The organism is Mycobacterium sp. SMC-16, from assembly GCF_046250085.1.
GTDB classification, from domain to species: domain Bacteria; phylum Actinomycetota; class Actinomycetes; order Mycobacteriales; family Mycobacteriaceae; genus Mycobacterium; species Mycobacterium phocaicum.
Map to the genome: position 1 here is coordinate 3,254,715 of NZ_CP176427.1, position 17,407 is coordinate 3,272,121.

The 17,407-nt window shown below is 68.4% G+C and carries 20 protein-coding genes; 2 read left to right on the plus strand and 18 right to left on the minus strand.

Annotated elements, in window-relative coordinates; translation table 11 throughout:
- Nucleotides 1–52 precede the first annotated feature (52 nt).
- The 3 genes from ACJEIK_RS15645 to secG all read right to left on the minus strand — a co-directional run bounded on the left by ACJEIK_RS15645 (nucleotide 53) and on the right by secG (nucleotide 1,406).
- A complete protein-coding gene (locus ACJEIK_RS15645) occupies nucleotides 53–394 on the minus strand; it encodes a hypothetical protein (protein WP_082761709.1) in 342 nt (113 codons plus the stop codon).
- Complete coding sequence (locus ACJEIK_RS15650; protein ID WP_406783710.1) at nucleotides 391–960, minus strand: MspA family porin; 570 nt, start codon at nucleotides 958–960, stop codon at nucleotides 391–393. Before ACJEIK_RS15650 ends, ACJEIK_RS15645 begins: the two co-directional genes overlap by 4 nt.
- 209 nt (nucleotides 961–1,169) lie before the next feature.
- A complete protein-coding gene (gene secG / locus ACJEIK_RS15655; RefSeq protein ID WP_029105032.1) occupies nucleotides 1,170–1,406 on the minus strand; it encodes a preprotein translocase subunit SecG in 237 nt (78 codons plus the stop codon).
- Nucleotides 1,407–1,566: 160 nt separating this feature from the next.
- Between secG and ACJEIK_RS15660 the strand changes: the two genes are divergently transcribed.
- Nucleotides 1,567–1,884 (plus strand): hypothetical protein, encoded by a 318-nt coding sequence (locus ACJEIK_RS15660; protein WP_409429958.1) that lies wholly within the window; start codon nucleotides 1,567–1,569, stop codon nucleotides 1,882–1,884.
- A gap of 4 nt (nucleotides 1,885–1,888) precedes the next feature.
- Here the strand turns inward: ACJEIK_RS15660 and tpiA are convergent, their stop codons facing one another.
- The 10 genes from tpiA to ACJEIK_RS15710 form a co-directional block, all read right to left on the minus strand.
- Nucleotides 1,889–2,674: a triose-phosphate isomerase gene (gene tpiA / locus ACJEIK_RS15665; protein ID WP_061000936.1), complete on the minus strand. Its 786-nt coding sequence runs from the start codon at nucleotides 2,672–2,674 to the stop codon at nucleotides 1,889–1,891.
- Nucleotides 2,675–2,677: 3 nt separating this feature from the next.
- The gene (locus ACJEIK_RS15670) at nucleotides 2,678–3,904 is read right to left on the minus strand and encodes a phosphoglycerate kinase (protein WP_409429959.1); all 1,227 of its coding nucleotides are present in this window, start codon (nucleotides 3,902–3,904) and stop codon (nucleotides 2,678–2,680) included.
- 24 nt (nucleotides 3,905–3,928) lie between these two features.
- Nucleotides 3,929–4,948, minus strand: a complete 1,020-nt coding sequence (gap, locus tag ACJEIK_RS15675; RefSeq protein WP_267325427.1) for a type I glyceraldehyde-3-phosphate dehydrogenase — start codon at nucleotides 4,946–4,948, stop codon at nucleotides 3,929–3,931.
- A 100-nt stretch (nucleotides 4,949–5,048) separates the two neighbouring features.
- Entirely contained in the window at nucleotides 5,049–6,026 is a 978-nt protein-coding gene (gene whiA, locus ACJEIK_RS15680) for a DNA-binding protein WhiA (RefSeq protein WP_029105256.1), read from the minus strand.
- Nucleotides 6,023–7,093, minus strand: a complete 1,071-nt coding sequence (yvcK, locus tag ACJEIK_RS15685) for a uridine diphosphate-N-acetylglucosamine-binding protein YvcK (RefSeq protein WP_406783656.1) — start codon at nucleotides 7,091–7,093, stop codon at nucleotides 6,023–6,025. Before yvcK ends, whiA begins: the two co-directional genes overlap by 4 nt.
- Nucleotides 7,090–7,995 carry an RNase adapter RapZ gene (rapZ, locus tag ACJEIK_RS15690; protein ID WP_064985626.1) on the minus strand — a complete coding sequence of 302 codons (906 nt, stop codon included), beginning with the start codon at nucleotides 7,993–7,995 and terminating at the stop codon, nucleotides 7,090–7,092. Before rapZ ends, yvcK begins: the two co-directional genes overlap by 4 nt.
- A 31-nt stretch (nucleotides 7,996–8,026) precedes the next feature.
- Nucleotides 8,027–10,033, minus strand: coding sequence for an excinuclease ABC subunit UvrC (gene uvrC, locus ACJEIK_RS15695; RefSeq protein WP_409429960.1), 2,007 nt, complete (start codon nucleotides 10,031–10,033; stop codon nucleotides 8,027–8,029).
- A 9-nt stretch (nucleotides 10,034–10,042) separates the two neighbouring features.
- Nucleotides 10,043–11,356 (minus strand): UDP-N-acetylmuramoyl-L-alanine--D-glutamate ligase, encoded by a 1,314-nt coding sequence (gene murD, locus ACJEIK_RS15700; protein ID WP_409429961.1) that lies wholly within the window; start codon nucleotides 11,354–11,356, stop codon nucleotides 10,043–10,045.
- The gene (locus tag ACJEIK_RS15705; protein WP_406783654.1) at nucleotides 11,353–12,684 is read right to left on the minus strand and encodes a hypothetical protein; all 1,332 of its coding nucleotides are present in this window, start codon (nucleotides 12,682–12,684) and stop codon (nucleotides 11,353–11,355) included. Before ACJEIK_RS15705 ends, murD begins: the two co-directional genes overlap by 4 nt.
- On the minus strand, nucleotides 12,681–13,424 hold the full coding sequence (locus ACJEIK_RS15710; RefSeq protein WP_409429962.1) for a hypothetical protein: 744 nt from the start codon (nucleotides 13,422–13,424) through the stop codon (nucleotides 12,681–12,683). Before ACJEIK_RS15710 ends, ACJEIK_RS15705 begins: the two co-directional genes overlap by 4 nt.
- 19 nt (nucleotides 13,425–13,443) lie before the next feature.
- On the opposite strand from ACJEIK_RS15710, the gene ACJEIK_RS15715 reads away from it, so the two are divergent.
- Complete coding sequence (locus tag ACJEIK_RS15715; protein WP_406783652.1) at nucleotides 13,444–13,938, plus strand: N-acetyltransferase family protein; 495 nt, start codon at nucleotides 13,444–13,446, stop codon at nucleotides 13,936–13,938.
- Here the strand turns inward: ACJEIK_RS15715 and ACJEIK_RS15720 are convergent.
- The 5 genes from ACJEIK_RS15720 to ACJEIK_RS15740 all read right to left on the minus strand — a co-directional run bounded on the left by ACJEIK_RS15720 (nucleotide 13,913) and on the right by ACJEIK_RS15740 (nucleotide 17,346).
- Nucleotides 13,913–14,401 carry a PH domain-containing protein gene (locus ACJEIK_RS15720; protein WP_406783651.1) on the minus strand — a complete coding sequence of 163 codons (489 nt, stop codon included), beginning with the start codon at nucleotides 14,399–14,401 and terminating at the stop codon, nucleotides 13,913–13,915. The genes ACJEIK_RS15715 and ACJEIK_RS15720 overlap by 26 nt on opposite strands.
- Nucleotides 14,398–14,871: a 6,7-dimethyl-8-ribityllumazine synthase gene (gene ribH / locus ACJEIK_RS15725; RefSeq protein WP_061000957.1), complete on the minus strand. Its 474-nt coding sequence runs from the start codon at nucleotides 14,869–14,871 to the stop codon at nucleotides 14,398–14,400. The genes ACJEIK_RS15720 and ribH overlap by 4 nt, the downstream gene beginning before the upstream one ends.
- The gene (locus tag ACJEIK_RS15730) at nucleotides 14,868–16,127 is read right to left on the minus strand and encodes a bifunctional 3,4-dihydroxy-2-butanone-4-phosphate synthase/GTP cyclohydrolase II (RefSeq protein ID WP_226521905.1); all 1,260 of its coding nucleotides are present in this window, start codon (nucleotides 16,125–16,127) and stop codon (nucleotides 14,868–14,870) included. Before ACJEIK_RS15730 ends, ribH begins: the two co-directional genes overlap by 4 nt.
- A 117-nt stretch (nucleotides 16,128–16,244) precedes the next feature.
- On the minus strand, nucleotides 16,245–16,853 hold the full coding sequence (locus ACJEIK_RS15735; RefSeq protein ID WP_061000959.1) for a riboflavin synthase: 609 nt from the start codon (nucleotides 16,851–16,853) through the stop codon (nucleotides 16,245–16,247).
- A 10-nt stretch (nucleotides 16,854–16,863) separates the two neighbouring features.
- The gene (locus ACJEIK_RS15740) at nucleotides 16,864–17,346 is read right to left on the minus strand and encodes a GNAT family N-acetyltransferase (protein ID WP_406783650.1); all 483 of its coding nucleotides are present in this window, start codon (nucleotides 17,344–17,346) and stop codon (nucleotides 16,864–16,866) included.
- Nucleotides 17,347–17,407: the final 61 nt, after the last annotated feature.

Consider the following 17,407-nt stretch of genomic DNA (forward strand, 5'->3'; position numbering starts at 1 on the left):
CCCAAGTATCGACGGCCGACGCCGCTCGCGCAGGGCAGGCGGTTCGGCACGATCACGGCGGGCCGACCGGGACGATCGGCGGCGACGACGTGGTGGGCGTGGCAGGCGCGCTCGCACGCGGCGTCGTGGTCGATGGTTTCTGTCCGTCGGGCAACACAATTGGCTTCGAATCGCCGGCGTCGCCGCTACCGCCGGGGCTGTCGGCATCCACGTTCGGCGGCCAATCCACCGACGTCGGCGGCCACGCCTTCGCCGACGAGCTGCCGCCACCCGGGGGCGCGCATCCCGACCCGGCGCCGAAGTCCCCCGCGCCGGTGCAGTCGGCCCGGGCAGCCGGCGCACAAACCAAGAACCAGGCCGATGCCGCGACGCCGACCATTCGTACGGCACTCATAGCTGCAGGATGTCCCCGTAGGCATTCACGCTGTCGTCGTTCTGATCGGTGTCGATGGTCACCGTCGAGAAGAACCGGATGGCCACCGCCCCGCCGCAGGCGTCGACCTTGACGTGGGCGTCGTGCACGGTGATGCCGCCGGTGCGGCCTTTCAGCGCTTTCTTGCCCAGCACCACGTTGGTGATCGTGCCCGGCAGCAGGTTCACCGAGACGTTGCCTCCCAGATCGGCATACGGGCCGATGGCATTCAGCACGTTTCCGCTGAAACCCGGGTTGATGCCGATGTCGGCGTCCCCGCCGACACTGGCGCCCTCGCTGAGGTCGACCTCGCAACCGAGCTGCAGACCGACGATCAGCGTCCCGTTGTTGACCGCCGACGAGCCGCTGCCGTCGATGGACGCCTCGGCCCGGCCGGTGACGAAACCTTCTCGCGTGAAAGCCGTCGCAGCCATGTTCGGGACCGAGTTGACGGTCATCTGCGTGAGCGAAACCCCAAGGCGCCAGCCGTCTTCGGTGTTGACGGCCTGCCGGACGTCGGCGACCGGGAGTGGATCGGCCGCCGCCATACCCGGGGCCACGCCACCGGCCACGCAGAGCAGCGCCACCGCGCCTGCGCCGATACGAAGAAGATGCACCACGCGGCGAGCGTAGGTGCCGGCGCTAAGTGCGCCCTGTCATCGACATAAGCGCCGGCCCAGCGGACGCTGGGTACTTGCTGTCAGACAAACAGAACCGGCCACGCCTGACAGGCGTGGCCGGTTCGTGAAGTCCGAGGCTAGGCGCCGTACTTGATCTGCAGCGCGATGCCGATGATCGACACCAGCCAGATGCCGGTGATGAAGTAGGTCAGCCGGTCGAGGTTCTTCTCGACCACGGTGGAGCCCGACAGGCTGGACTGCACACCGCCGCCGAACAGCGTCGACAGACCGCCACCCTTGGCACGGTGGAGCAACACCAGCAACACAACCAACACACTGGTGATGATCAACGTGATCTGCAGGGCCAAAATCATGAGCCACAGCTTACCGGGTGGAGCGCCGTCACCCGGCCGCGGTCCGTCGTCGCGTCGTCGCCATCACCACAATTGTGTTGCTGATTCGGCCGCAGCGGCGGCGGTATCGGCGCACCATGGACAGATCAACGTCCATTACTCGGCCTGTTTGGAGGCCAACATGTCCGTCGGGAAACTTGCTTCAGCCACTTTGCTAGCTACCGCATTGGCCGTCACCACGGCCCCGGTGTCGATCGCCGCGCCCAGCGACGACACCTGGGATATCGAGGCGTACGACAACTGCATGAAGAAGACCGTCCGGAATGCCGATCTGTGCTGCATCGAGTCCGGCGGCATCCCTGGCATGGATCCGGAAACGGGTTGTCACGCACCGCCCGCCAAGGCGGCGGACGCCCCGTTGACCACCACGAGCCGACCACTGCCCGGAGGAATCAACAGGGGCAACCTGCCCACCATGGTGCTGGAGCCGGCGAACTAACTCCTTACGGCAGCGGTCCGCCTGCGGCGATCGCCGACAGCGTCGCGAACTGCTCACCATCGAGTGACGCACCGCCGACCAGTGCGCCGTCGATGTCGGGCTTCGCCACCAGCTCACCGACGTTCTTGGCGTTGACGGAGCCGCCGTAGAGCACGCGCACGGTCGCGGCGATCTCGGGCGACGCCAGCTCGGCCAGCGTCGAGCGGACCGCGGCGCACACTTCCTGGGCGTCGGCGGCGCTGGCGACCCGGCCGGTGCCGATGGCCCAGACGGGTTCGTAGGCGATCACGACCTGGCTGATCTGCTCGGACGACAGACCGGCCAACGAGCCCTGCAGCTGAGCGGTGCAGTGCTCGACGTGATTACCGGCCTCGCGGATGTCGAGCCCCTCACCGATACACACGATCGGGGTCAGGCCGTGCTTGAGCGCGGCCTTGGCCTTGGCGGCCACCAGGGCATCGTCCTCGTGGTGGTAGGTCCGGCGCTCGGAGTGCCCGACGACGACGAACGTGCAGCCCAGCTTGGCCAGGAACGCGCCACTGATCTCACCGGTGTAGGCACCGGAGTCGTGTTGGGACACGTCCTGCGCACCGTAGGTGAGCAGGAGCTTGTCGCCGTCGACCAGCGTCTGCACACTGCGCAGATCGGTGAACGGCGGCAGGACGGTGACGTCGACCTTGGCGAAGTACTTGTCCGGCAAAGCGAATGCGATCTTCTGCACCAGCGCGATGGCCTCGAAGTGGTTGAGGTTCATCTTCCAGTTGCCGGCGATGAGCGGCTTGCGTGCCATGTTCTACGACCCCAGCACTTCGATGCCCGGGAGGGTCTTGCCCTCGAGGTACTCCAGCGACGCGCCGCCACCGGTCGAGATGTGCGAGAAGCCGTCCTCGGCCAGTTCGAGCTGGCGCACCGCGGCAGCCGAATCGCCGCCGCCGACGACGCTGAACGCGCCCTTGGACGTTGCGGTGATGATGGCCTCGGCGACGCCCTTGGTGCCGTCGGCGAACGCCGGGAACTCGAAGACACCCATCGGGCCGTTCCAGAACACGGTCTTGGCGTTGGACAGCAGCGCCGTGAAGCGCTTGACCGACTCGGGGCCGATGTCCAGGCCCATCTTGCCGTCCGGGATGCGGTCCGAAGCCACGGTCTCCGGTTCGGCGTCGGCGGCGAACTTGTCGGCCGCCACGATGTCGACAGGGAGGTGGATGACGTCGGCGTAGGTGTCCAGCAGCCGCTTACAGGTGTCGATCATCTCCTCCTGCAGCAGCGAGGTACCGACCGAAAGCCCTTGGGCCGCAAGGAAAGTGAAGCACATGCCGCCGCCGATGACGATGCTGTCGGCCTTGGTGGCGAGATTCTCGATCACCGCGAGCTTGTCGGATACCTTGGAGCCGCCGAGCACGACGGCGTAGGGCCGCTCGGTCGAGCTGGTCAGCTGCTCGAGCACCTTGACCTCGGTGGCCACCAACGTGCCGGCGTAGTGCGGCAGGATCTTCGCGACGTCGTACACCGACGCCTGCTTGCGGTGCACGACGCCGAAGCCGTCGGAGACGAACGCGCCGGGCGAACCGTCGGGACCCTCGACCAGAGCCGCCAGCTCGCGGGCCAGGGCCGCGCGCTCGGCGTCGTCCTTGCTGGTCTCACGCGGGTCGAACCGGATGTTCTCCAGCAGCAACACGTCACCGTCGGTCAGACCCTCGGCGCGGGCGAGCGCATCGGTGCCGACGACGTCACCGGCGAGCTGGACGTGCCGGCCCAGCTTCTCCCCCAGCGCGGCGGCGACCGGCGCGAGCGAGAACTTGGCGTCCGGTCCACCCTTCGGGCGGCCGAGGTGCGCGGTGATGACGACCTTGGCGCCGGCATCGGCCAGCGCGGCCAGCGTCGGGACCGACGCGATGATCCGGCCCGGGTCGGTGATGTTGCCGTTCTCGTCGAGCGGGACGTTCAGGTCGGAGCGGACCAGGACGCCCCGCCCCTCTACGCCTTCGGCCAACAGCTCATCGAGGGTCTTGATGCTCATACCTGTCTTTCTCTTACGTGCCGTCTACAGCGACTTGCCGACCAGCGCGGCCAAATCGGCGATCCGGTTGGAGTAGCCCCACTCGTTGTCATACCAGGACACGACCTTGGCTTGGTTGTCGATGACCTTGGTCAGCCCCGCATCGAACAGCGAACTGTGCGGGTCGGTGACGATATCGGACGACACGATCGGCGCGTCGTAGTACTTCAAAATCCCCTTGAGCGGCCCCTCGGCCGCCGCCTGCATCGCCGCGTTGATCTCCGCCGCCGACGCCGACTTGCCCAGCTCGGCGGTCAGATCGGTGACCGACCCGGTAGGCACCGGCACCCGCAGCGCGTACCCGTCCAACTTGCCCTTGAGCTCGGGCAGCACCAGGCCGATGGCCTTGGCCGCGCCGGTGGAGGTCGGCACGATGTTGATCGCCGCCGCCCGGGCCCGGCGCAGATCCTTGTGCGGCCCGTCCTGCAGATTCTGATCCTGGGTGTAGGCGTGGATCGTGGTCATCAACCCGCGCACGATCCCGAACTCGTCGTTGAGGACCTTGGCGATCGGGCCCAGACAGTTCGTGGTGCACGAGGCATTCGAGATGATGTCCTGACTGCCGTCGTACTTGTCGTCGTTGACCCCCATCACGATGGTGATGTCCTCACCGGTCGCCGGCGCCGAGATGATGACCTTCTTGGCCCCCGCCTCCAGGTGGCCGCGGGCCTTGGCGGCGTCGGTGAAGATACCGGTGGACTCGACCACGATGTCCACACCCAGATCCCCCCACGGCAACGCCGCCGGGCCTTCCTTGACCGCCAGGGCCTTGATCTTGGTCTCACCCACGATCAGCGTGTCCCCATCAGCACGCACGTCATAGGGCAGCCGGCCCAGGATCGAATCGAACTTCAACAGATGCGCCAACGCATCCGTCGAGGTCAGGTCATTGACCGCCACGATCTCCAGATCGGCGTTCTTACCCCCCGCTTTTTGCGCATCCAGGGCCCGGAAAAAGTTACGCCCGATACGCCCGAAACCATTGACGCCGATCCGAATAGTCACTGCTGTGCTCCCTCGCCGGTACTCCTGGACAGGTCATGCGGTGAATCCTCAGCCAGCCTAGTGCGGTGAGGAACCTCACGTGCGGTACCGGAGACTCGCGCTAGGCGTCGTCGAGCAGGTCCGGGGTGACGGCCGACTCGGTGTCCGGAATACCTTCCAGCTTGGCCTTCCGGTCGGCCATCGACAGCAGGCGCCGAATCCGGCCTGCGACAGCATCTTTCGTCATCGGCGGGTCGGCCAGCCGGCCCAGCTCCTCGAGCGACGCCTGCCGGTGCTCGACACGCAACCGACCCGCGGCCGAAAGGTGGTCGGGCACCGTGTCGCCGAGGATGTCGAGCGCCCGCTCGACGCGTGCCGCGGCCGCGACGGCCGCCCGCGCGGACCGGCGCAGATTCGCGTCGTCGAAGTTGGCCAGCCGGTTGGCGGTGGCACGCACCTCGCGGCGCATCCGTCGCTCTTCCCAATTGAGCCGGGTGTCCTGGGCGCCCATGCGAGTCAGCAACGCGCCGATGGCCTCGCCGTCGCGCACCACCACGCGGTCGCTGCCACGCACCTCGCGCGCCTTGGCACTGACCCCGAGCCGGCGGGCCGCACCGACCAACGCCAGCGCTGCCTCCGGTCCGGGGCAACTGACCTCGAGCGCCGACGACCGTCCGGGCTCGGTCAGCGAACCGTGCGCGAGGAACGCGCCGCGCCAGGCCGCTTCGGCGTCGCCGACGCTGCCGCCGACCACCTGAGCCGGCAGGCCACGCACGGGCCGGCCACGTAGATCGAGCAGTCCGGTCTGACGCGCCAGCGCCTCACCGTCCTGCGCGACGCGCACCACGTACCGCGTGCTCTTGCGGATACCGCTGGCCGACAGCACGTGCACGACGGCGTTGTATCCGTACAGGTCGTAGATGTCCTTGCGCAGGCGCCGGGCGATGCTGCCCAGGTCGACCTCGGCCTCGACGACGACGCGTCCGGCCACGATGTGCAGGCCGCCGGCGAAGCGCAGCAGCGACGCCACCTCGGCCCGGCGTGCGGTCACCGAGTTGACGACCAGCCGGCTCAGCTCGTCCTTCACTTCCGACGTCATCGCCACGAATCGTCACCTCTTGGTCCTTCAGGGGCCGGCTGCTGACGGAATCCGTCGGCCGACCGAGCGGCGGGAGTGGGTGGCTCGTATGCGGGCCGGGCCGGTGCGCTGCCATTGAGACGCACCCGCTCGAGCGCTGCCGCAAGCCGTGCCGGGTCATGCAAAGGTGTACCAGGTCGGGATACGTCAGCAAACTCGACCTGAGCCTCGAGAAACGAGGCCGCCCGGCGCAGTTGGTCGCGTTCCCGTTCACTGGGGACACTCGCCGCGTCGACGATGATGTCGTGCACCGTCAGGCCCGGGGCGTGCTGCGACAGCACGTGCACGTGCCGTTCGGCGGAGAACCCGGCGGTCTCCCCCGGTTCGGCGGCGAGGTTGAGCACCAGGGCCCGGCGCGCCGACGTCGCCTGCAGGGCAGCCAGCAGCTGGGGCACCAGCACATGCGGGATCACACTGCTGAACCACGAGCCCGGACCGAGCACCACCAGGTCGGCCGACATGATGGCGTCGACGGCCTGCCGGGTGGCCGGCGGATCGCCGGGCAGCAGCCGGACCCGCCGCACCTTGCCCGGTGTGGTGGCGACCGCGACCTGACCGCGGATCACGCGGCTCATCCGCGGATCGGCCTCGAGCCCGGACACGTCGGCCTCGATCTGCAACGCGACGGGACACATCGGCAGCACGCGGCCCTTGACCCCCAGGATCCGGCCCAGCTCGTCGAGCGCGGCGACCGGGTCGGCGAGCACCTCGTTGAGGCCGGCGAGCAGGAGGTTGCCGATCGGGTGACCGGCCAGCGCGCCGCTGCCGTTGAAGCGGTGCTGGATGATGGTGGCCCACAACTGCCCGTGCGGACTGTCAGATGCCAAGGCCGCCAACGCCATTCGCAGGTCACCCGGGGGCACGATGTCCAGTTCGGAACGCAGCCGGCCCGACGACCCGCCGTCATCGGCGACGGTGACGACGGCGGTGACGTGCGGCGTCAGCCGACGGGCCGCGGACAGCGTCGCGTACAGGCCGTGCCCGCCGCCGAGCGCGACGATGCGCGCGGGAGCCCGATCCTCCGTCATTCGCGCCCCAGGTCCCGGTGCAGCACGCGCACGGTCAGGTGGTCACCGCCACGCAGCCGGTTGGCCAGCGCCTCGGCGATCGCCACACTGCGATGCTTGCCGCCGGTGCAGCCGATGGCCACGGTCATGTAGCGCTTCCCCTCCCTGCGATAGCCGTCGATCACAACCCCCAGCAGCCGATGGTAGGTGTCCAGGAACTCGGCGGCGCCCTCTTGACCCAGCACGTAGTCCCGAACCGCCGGGTGCTGCCCGGTGTGGGGCCGCAATTCGTCGACCCAATGCGGATTCGGCAGGAACCGGACATCCATCACGGTGTCGGCGTCCATCGGCAGACCATATTTATAGCCGAAACTCTCGACCGTCACGCTCGTCCCGGCGACGGCCTCCCCGCTGAAGGCGCGTTCGATGCTCGCCCGCAACGCCGGCACCGGCAGTGTCGAGGTGTCGATGATCAGGTCGGCCGTGGCACGCACCGACTCCAGCAATCTCCGTTCGGCGGCAATGCCTTCCGCGAGCGTCTGGTTGCCCTGCAGTGGGTGACTGCGCCGGTTCTGCTCGTAGCGCCGCACCAGGATGTCGTCGGACGCCTCCAGGAACAGCACCCGCGGGAAGACGCTGCGGGTCGCCAATTCACGGCGCACGAAATCCAGGTCGCCCGTGAAGCCGCGGGACCGCACGTCCATCACCACGGCCAGCTTGGTGATGCGCGATCCGGCGGCCAGACCCAGCTCGACCATCCGGGTGATCAGCTCCGGGGGCAGGTTGTCGGCGACGTACCAGCCGAGGTCCTCGAGCACCTTGGCGGCGGTGCCGCGCCCGGCGCCGGACAGCCCCGTGACCAGAACCACGTCGATCTCACCGGCAGCACCGTCCATCTGATCGTCCGTCACGACTTCGTCCATCCCCCGCTGCTCATCGACTGGTGCTGCGCGCTCACTGCTCTGTCCGATCATTGCCGATAACCGTCGGCGCCGCCCCCGGTTCCGGCTGGGAATCGGACCGCAGCGCATCGACCACCGCCTGCGCCGTCGCCGCCCCGATGCCCGGCACCGCCGTCAGTTCGTCGACGCCGGCCTCCTTCAACCGTGCCACCGAACCGAAGTGGGTGACCAAGGCCTTGCGCCGGTGTTCACCCAGGCCGGGGATCGCGTCGAGCACCGATGCCGTCATCCGCTTCGACCGTTTGCTGCGGTGATAGGTGATGGCGAACCGGTGGGCTTCGTCACGCACGCGCTGCAGCAGATACAGGCCCTCGCTGTTGCGCGGCATGATCAGCGGGTCCGGCTGCTCGGGAACCCACACCTCTTCCAGACGTTTGGCCAGCCCGATCACCGCGACATCGGTGACACCCAATTCGTCGAGCACCGCGGCCGCCGCGTTCACCTGCGGCGCGCCGCCGTCGACCACGAACAGGTTGGGTGGATACGCGAATCGCTTTGGCCGTACCGGGGTTTCGGTGGCGTCGGTCACGTCTGCGTTCTCCAGCACTTGAGTGTCGGCGACGTGGCGCGCGAAGCGCCGGCGGGTGACCTCGGCGATGGACGCGACGTCGTCGGACCGGCCGCCGCCCGCGGCCTCGCGAATCGCATAGTGCCGGTAGTCGGATTTGCGCGGCAGGCCGTCCTCGAACACGACGAGCGAGGCCACCACGTCGGTGCCCTGCACGTGGCTGATGTCGACGCATTCGATGCGCAGTGGCGCATCGTCGAGCTCCAGCGAATCCTGGATGCTCTGCAGCGCTTCGGATCTGGCGTTGAAGTCACCTGCGCGCTTGAGCTTGTGCTGCGCCAGCGCGTCCTTCGCGTTGCGCTGCACCGTGTCCGCCAGCGCGCGTTTGTCGCCGCGCTGCGCCACCCGCAGTTGCACGCGCGAACCCCGCAGTCCGGACAACCAGACGGCGAGTTCGTCGGCGTTGTCCGGAAGTACCGGCACCAGAACCTCTTTGGGCACCGGATTGGTGGTCTCGTCGGCCGGTCCGGCGCCGCGCAGTTCGGCCTGATCGCCGTAGAACTGCGTGAGGAACTGGCTCACCAGATAGTCCTCGCCGGACTCCCCCGGTTCACCCGACTTCTCGATGACCCAGCCACGCTGACCGCGGACCCGGCCGCCGCGGACGTGGAACACCTGCACGGCGGCTTCCAGGTCGTCGTCGGCGAAGGCCACCACGTCAGCGTCGGTGCCATCACCGAGCACCACGGCCTGCTTCTCCAGCGCCCGCTTGAGCGCCGAGATGTTGTCGCGCAGCCGCGCCGCCCGCTCGAACTCCAATTCCTCGGCGGCCTCCGCCATCTGCTGTTCCATGTCCCGCGCCAGCCGGTCGGTCTTACCGGCCAGGAAGTCGCAGAAGTCGTCGACGATCTTGCGGTGCTCGGCGGCGGTCACCCGCCCGACGCACGGGGCCGAGCACTTGTCGATGTAGCCCAACAGGCAGGGCCGACCGATCTGGTTGTGCCGCTTGAACACTCCGTTCGAGCAGGTGCGCGCCGGGAACACGCGGGTGAGCAGATCCAGCGTCTCGCGGATGGCCCAGGCGTGCGAGTAGGGGCCGAAGTACCGGACGCCCTTGCGTCGCGGGCCGCGGTAGACGAACTGCCGCGGGTACTCCTCGTTGAGAGTGACGGCCAGTACGGGGTACGACTTGTCGTCGCGGTACCGGATGTTGAAGCGCGGATCGAATTCCTTGATCCAGTTGTATTCCAGTTGCAGCGCTTCGACTTCGGTCGTGACGACCGTCCACTCGACACTGCCGGCCGTGGTCACCATCTGCCGGGTCCGCGGCGCGAGTGCCGACAGATCGGCGAAGTACGAGTTCAGCCGGCTGCGCAGGCTCTTGGCCTTGCCGACATAGATGACCCGACCGTGCGGATCCCGGAACCGGTACACCCCCGGTTCCAACGGGATGGTCCCCGGCGCGGGCCGGTACGTCGATGGATCAGGCACTGTTACAGGTTAGTTCGACGGGCTGACAGCATCGATGAGCTCGCAGAACGCCGCGGCCTTGGCCACGTAGTTCGCGTACAGGTCGTAGCTCGCCGCGCCCGGCGACAGCAGGACGGCCGTCACCCCCGGCACGGCGGCCGCGACCTGCACCGCCGCCTGCAGGCTGTCCACCGGGTGCACGCACGCGGGCCGCGCCGCGGCGAAGCGGCGGCCGATCGCGGTCCCGTTGGTCGGCCCCTGGATGAGGTGAACGTCACGTGCGCCCGAGAGCAGATAGTCGTCGATCTGGTCGTAGTCGAGCTGACGGTCCATGCCGCCGACGATGAGCGCCACCCGGTCGTCGGGTCGCATCGAGCGCAGCGCGGCGACGACGCTCTCGCCGGTGGTGGCCAGGGTGTCGTCGATCCAGCGCACGTCCCCGGTGCGGCGCACGACCTGCAGCCGGTGAGGCAGGGCCTCGAATGTCGTTACCGCGCCGAGGTATTCGTCCTCGGTCACCGGCCGGCCGATCACCTCGGCAGCAGCGACGGCCGCCAGTGCGCCGTTGACGACGTTGTGCTCGTAGGCAATGACGTAGTCGCCTTCGGGACGCGTCACGTCCGCCGCGTCGACCGTACGCACGACCGGCGGCGGCGCGATACCCAGTCGCTCGAGAGCGGCCAGCACCTGCGGCGTGGTGATCAGCACCTCGCCACCGTGGCTGAAGATGTTGGCCTTGGCGCCGTGGTAGGCGTCGATGTCGCCGTGCCAGTCCAGGTGGTCCTCGAAAAGGTTGGTGATCACCGAGATCCGCGGTGACGCGGTCACCAGTGCGCACTGCTGGCTGGACAGTTCGGCGACGACGACGGCGTCCGGTGCCGGCTCCAGGTCCGACAGCGGGGTGCCGATGTTTCCCGCCACCACGGCGTCCGCGCCGAGCCGCCGCAGCAGGTGCGACAGGAACGACGCCGTCGTGCTCTTGCCCTTGGTCCCGGTGACGCCGACGGTCTGTGCCGCGTAACGGTGCAGGTACCAGTCGGCGGCGCTGGACAGCGTGGCGCCGGCGGCGCGCAACTCGGCGAAAAACGGCTGATGCCAGGGTATTCCAGGGCTGAGGAACACGACGTCACAGTCCGCCAGTCGGGCCAGGTGTTCGGCGCCGCGCCACAGGCTCAGGTTGGCGATGTCGGTCGGTGCGTCCAGGGTGCCCCGGCCGGCGTCGTCGACGGCGTCGATCCGCGCCGCGCCCTCGGCCGCCGCGGTCCGGGCCAGCGACTGGCCCTCCTTGCCGAAGCCCCAGATGCCGACGGCGACACCGGCGAGCTGCGGACGTCGTGACGTCACGGCCGGTCGTCCAGGGCGGCGCGGTAGCGCTCGGGTACGTACTGCACTGCCGGGCTGTCGTCGTGGTCGGCGGCGACGCGCTCCAGATCGGCTCGCGCACTGCGGAACTGCTCGACCAGCGGCAGGCCGGCCCAGGCCTCGTCGTCGAGGATGGTCAGCATCGACTCGGCGGCCTCGTAGTACTCACCGACGCACTCGAACGGCTTGTGCGCGCCGACCCCGAGGATGTCCTCGAACTCGGCCCGGCTGTCGGTGTCCTCGAACAGGTTTCGCCCGAAGATCGCCTCGACCTCGTCGCGGCCCAGCCGCGGCGCCATCAGCACGAAGACGAACTGACACTTCGGGCAATGCCCGCACCAGGTGGCGCCGCGGCGGCCGGCATCGAGCGCGAACGGCCGGTTACAGCTGATGAACGCGCGGAAGTACTGCGGACTGGCCGCGAACCGGTCGGCGATCTGCGACTCCGAGAGGCCACGCAACAGCGAGAAATACCGGTCGGGGTTCAGCCCGTACGCGGCGAGGGTGTCGCGCAACAGCGTCTCGTAGGTGACGCTCTTGGACCACTGGTGGTTGATGTCCTGGCCCATCCACTCGACGTTGCCGACGTTGGACGAGCGCTCGTTGGACAGCACCACCGGACCGAGGCCCCTGGCGTCGGCCACGATCAAGCCGATGATGCTGTTGATCGCGGTAACCGGGATGTGCCCGTTGTAGGCGCCGGCCGCGTTGACGTCGATGAGGGTGCGGTCGATGGTCCGCATCACGCGCACGTGCGGCAGCCCGCTGATCTCGACGCACCGGTCGATCGGGTCGAACCTGTTGACGTTGAACAACACCGGCTGCAGCGGGGCGAGGGCCTCGATGGTCACCACCGAGTCCTTGCCGCCGCCGACCGGCACCAGCGGCGGCGCGTCGGCGTTCCAGGTGTCCGGCTGCTGTTCAGCGATCTCGGCGCGGTCGCCGGTGAGTTCCGGGCTCAACGCACCCGGCAGGTTGTTGCGGTAGGCGTACTCGCCGAGCCCGCCGGCGAGTACCTGACGCAGATACTCCCGCTCGAAATCGTAAGTCGGGAAAGCGATCTCGATCTGCGGTGGCGCGGCCGCCTTGTAATAACTCAGCGCGCAGGTCAGCGTCAGCAGCCGCAGCAGCCGATCGTCGGGCCGGCCACCGCCCAGGGTGTCGCCGAAGTCGACGGTCTCGGCGAAGCTGACGTCATCGGCGGAGTCGGCCCCGCACATGGTGTAGCGCCCGTGGAACACGCCGTCCTCGATGTCGTAGCCGTCGATGCGGAACGACTTGTAGGACTGTGGGACAAAGGGTTTGGTCACAGCTGCTCCAGGAACGGCGGGTAGGAGGAATCAATTCCGGCGGCATGGTCGCCGAGTTGTGCGACGGGGTGCGTGCGGTACTGCGGTGAGATCCACCAGGCGCGCAGCACCTGGTCGGCGGGCACGGCGGCGCGCCGCACGACGGGTCGCACCACACCGCAGGCCTGCAATTGCTCGAGGATCGAGACGGGTTCGGTGTTCTCGACGCCGACCAGTTCGGCGCCGATGTCGAGGACCAGCGCGCCGGCCACGGCGGGCGTGACGTCGGGGCCGGGCCCGATGCCGTCCACGCAGCCCTGGTCGGCCAACCGGCGCAGCAACAAGTCCACGGTGCCCAGACTGGTGGTCCGGGCCGCCATCCGCAGCCACTGCGCGTCGGTCGCCGCCGGTGGGGTCCAGTCGCTGTCGCGCCGGCCGATCCGGACCGGCTCGGGTTCGTACAGCTGCGAGGGTGTGCCGGTCACCGCGCACCGGCCACCGTCGGTGATCGTGACGGTCACGGCCACCAGCTGCCCCTCGAACCGGGCCACCGCGGCACCCAGATCGGCCTCGGACGGCATGGTCAGCCCGAAATAGTCCGCGGGCTCGGCGAGGTGGTGCCACAGCCACGCGGTGTCGACGGTCCGGCCCTGGTAGATCGGCACGGTCACCGTCGGGTACGCACCAAGGCGGCCGACCAGTTCGGCGGGTGCGATCGCCACGACGTCAGGCGGCGGCGAAGGCATGCGAAAATCGGTCACTATCAGCAAATTCTATCCCATGGGAGGGAGCACCCAGGTGGGGGTGATCCGGCTCACCGAAGCCGACTGGCGGGTGTTCGCGGCGCTGCGGCTGCGCGCGCTGGCCGATTCCGCGGGAACCGACGATGCCGAATACCGCACCGAGATGAGCTTCACCGGGACACAGTGGCGGCGTCGGCTGCGCGCGCATGCCCAGTTCGCCGTGGCGCACGAGGACCGGCTGGTAGGCCTGATCGCGGCGCATCGATCCAGCCCGAGCTCGGTGTACCTCTACTCGCTGTGGACCGATCCGGTCGCGCGCGGCCACGGGGTGGCGCGCACGCTGCTGACCGCGGCCATCGACTGGGGCCGCGGCCTGGGCGCCCACACCGTGACACTGCGGGTACACCGCGACAACACCGCCGCGCTCGGCGTCTACCGCGCCTTCGGCTTCGTCGCCACGGCCGACCCGGCCGAGGGATCCGAAAACCCCGGCCCGGCAGACGAACTCACGATGTCTTTGACGCTGAGCTGAGATCGGGCCGGTATTTCGCGACCAGCTCCCGAAGGCGGTCCATCGCGTCGACGGCCCGGGCCTTGTCGACGGTCTGGATGGCCATGATCGGGACGTACTCATCGTCGGGCAGATCAACCCGGGCCCAGCGGGCGCCCAGCGGGAACGACACCCCGACGATGTCGGACCAGGCAATGGTCTTGTCGCTCAGGACGTTACGGACGACGATGCCGGCCGGTCCGACCCGCAGCCGGGACCGCGTGGGCAGCAGCACCGCACCGGCCAGGATGATGCCGAGCAGCGCCATCGACACCTGGTCGGCGGTCTGGAAGATCACCCCGGTGGCACCGATTTTCAGCAGCGCACCGACCGTGACGTGCACGGCGATGATGACGGCCGCCGCGGCGTAGGCAACGTACTTCACGCGATGCGGCCGGACCTCGAGGTCCCAGCTGCCGGTTTCCCTGGTCATCGGCACGGTCATCGACGCAGATCGCGCAGGGTGATCGCGGTGGCGAGCGCGGCCGAGGCGGCCTGCTCGCCCTTGTCCTCCGCCGAACCCGGCAGACCGGCACGGTCGATGGCCTGCTCCTCGGTGTTGACCGTCAGCACGCCGTTGGCGACCGGTGTCGACTCGTCTAGCGACACCCGGGTCAGACCCTGCGTGACAGCGTCACACACGTAGTCGAAATGCGGTGTGCCGCCCCGGATCACCACGCCCAGCGCGATGACGGCGTCGTGGTTCTTGGCCAATTCCTGTGCCACGACTGGGATTTCGATGGCACCGAGCACCCGGACCACGGTCGGTTCGGCGATCCCCGATGCGGTGGCCACCCGGCGGGCGCCGTCGAGCAACGCGTCACAGATGGTGGTGTGCCAGGTGCTGGCGACGATGGCGAGTTTGATCCCGGACGCGTCGAGCTCCGGCATGTCCGGAACACCGACACCACTCATTTACCTTCTCCGTCTGTTGCGTCACCGGCGAAATCGTCGAGGCCGATGAGGTCGTGGCCCATCCGGTCCCGCTTGGTCATCAGGTACCGGATGTTGTCGGCGTTGGGGCCGATGGGCAGCGGGACGCGCTCGATGATGTGCAGTCCGTAGCCGTCGAGGCCGACGCGCTTGGCCGGGTTGTTGGTCAGCAGCCGCATGGAGCGGATACCGAGGTCGACCAGGATCTGTGCCCCGATGCCGTAGTCGCGGGCATCGGCGGGCAGGCCGAGCTCGAGGTTGGCGTCGACGGTGTCGGCGCCGGCGTCCTGCAGCTGGTAGGCCTGCAGCTTGTGCAACAGCCCGATACCGCGGCCCTCATGTCCGCGCATGTACAGCACCACGCCTCGGCCCTCGTTGGCCACCATCTCCATGGCAGCGTCGAGCTGGGGCCCGCAATCGCAGCGCCGCGAGCCGAACACGTCACCGGTGAGGCACTCGGAGTGCACCCGCACCAGTACGTCGTCACCGTTCTCCGGGGAGACCTCGCCGCGCACCAGCGCCACGTGCTCGACGTCTTCGTACATGCTGGTGTAGCCGACGGCCCGGAACTCACCGTGCCGGGTCGGAATCCGGGCCTCGGCGACGCGCTCGATGTGCTTCTCGTGCTTGCGGCGCCACTCGATCAGATCGGCGATCGAGATCAGCGCCAGGTCGTGGTCATCGGCGAAGACGCGCAGCTCGTCGGTCTGGGCCATGGAGCCCTCGTCCTTCTGGCTGACGATCTCGCAGATCGCGCCGGCGGGCTGCAATCCGGCCAGCCGGGCCAGATCGACGGCGGCCTCGGTGTGACCGGGACGGCGGAGCACGCCGCCGTCTTTTGCGCGCAACGGAACTACGTGCCCGGGTTTGGTGAAATCATCGGCGACGGCATCCGGATCAGCCAGGGCCTGCATGGTCTTGGCCCGGTCGGAAGCCGAAATGCCGGTTCCCACACCCTTTTTCGCGTCCACCGTGACGGTGTAGGCGGTGCCGTGCTTGTCCTGGTTCACCGCGTACATCGGCAGCAGGCCCAGCTTGTCGCAGACCGCGCCGTCGAGCGGCACACACAGGTATCCCGAGGTGTAGCGGACCATGAAGGCCACCAGTTCCGGCGTCGCCTTCTCCGCCGCGAAGATCAGATCGCCCTCGTTCTCGCGATCTTCGTCGTCAATGACGACGACAGCCTTTCCCGCCGCGATATCGGCAATCGCCCGCTCGACGGAATCAAGCCTCGTCATCTCCACCACCCTTGCCGTGGCCACATCAGGGCCATGTTGATCACCTACCAGTATGAACCACTGGTACAGGCCGACTTACTCCCGCTCGTCCGCTCAGCGGACGCAGCGTGACCGGGACTACTGCGCCGGGGTGAGCAGCCGCTCGACGTATTTGGCGATGACGTCGACCTCCAGGTTCACCGTGGTGCCGACCGGGGCGCGGCCCAGCGTCGTCAGCTGCAACGTCGTTGGAATCAGAGAGATCTCGAACCAGTCGCCCTGCTCGTCGCGACCCAGGCCGGACACCGTCAGCGACACCCCGTCGACGGTGATGGAGCCCTTCTCGACCACGTACCGGGCCAGCTGCGGCGGCAGTGCGATGCGCACGACCTCCCAGTGCTCGGACGGTGTGCGCGACAACACAGTGCCGGTGCCGTCCACATGGCCCTGCACGATGTGCCCGCCCAGCCGGCTGTTGAGCGCCGCGGCGCGCTCCAGATTGACCCGGCCGCCGACCTCGACACCGGCGAGGCTGGACCGGTTCAGGGTCTCGGCCATCACGTCGGCGGAGAACGCGCCGTCGGGCAGCACGTCGACGACCGTCAGGCAGACGCCGTTCACCGCGATCGAGTCACCGTGCCCGGCATCGGTGGTGACCAACGGGCCGCGGATGACGAACCGCGCCGCGTCGGCCAGTTGGTCCTTGCTGACGATCTCGCCGAGCTCTTCGACAATGCCGGTGAACATGGGGCCAAGCTTAAAGCTGCTTCTCGCCGAAGTAATGAGCCACCGGGTTGCCGTTGAAATTGGCGATCGGCCGGTATCCGTCGGACTCGTACAACCGCTGGGCATACGGCTGCCGGGCCCCGGTGTCGAGCCTGGCAACCGCGTATCCGAGCCCGCGGGCGGCGTCCTCCAAGGCCCGCAACAGGATTCGGGCCAGGCCGTGCCCGCGCGCCTCGGGCGCGACGTACATCCGCTTGATCTCGCAGGCACCTTCGGGCAGCCGCTTGAGACCGCCGCCGCAGACGGGCCGGCCGTCGCGGTATCCGGCCAGGTAGACGCCGTGCGGCGGGCCGAGTTCGGCCGGGCCGGCCTTCGGCATGTCGGGTGCGTTCAGATCGAGTCCGCCGCGCACGTCGGCATACAGCTCGGCCATCTCGGCCTCCATCGCGCTGACCAGTGCCGCACCGTCCCCGACATCGATCGGAACCGCCCGAAATTCGAGTTCAGCAACCATGGTTGTGGTTCTACCGGCCGATCGAGGCAACTTGTTAGTCGGGCGCACCTATTACGATGCA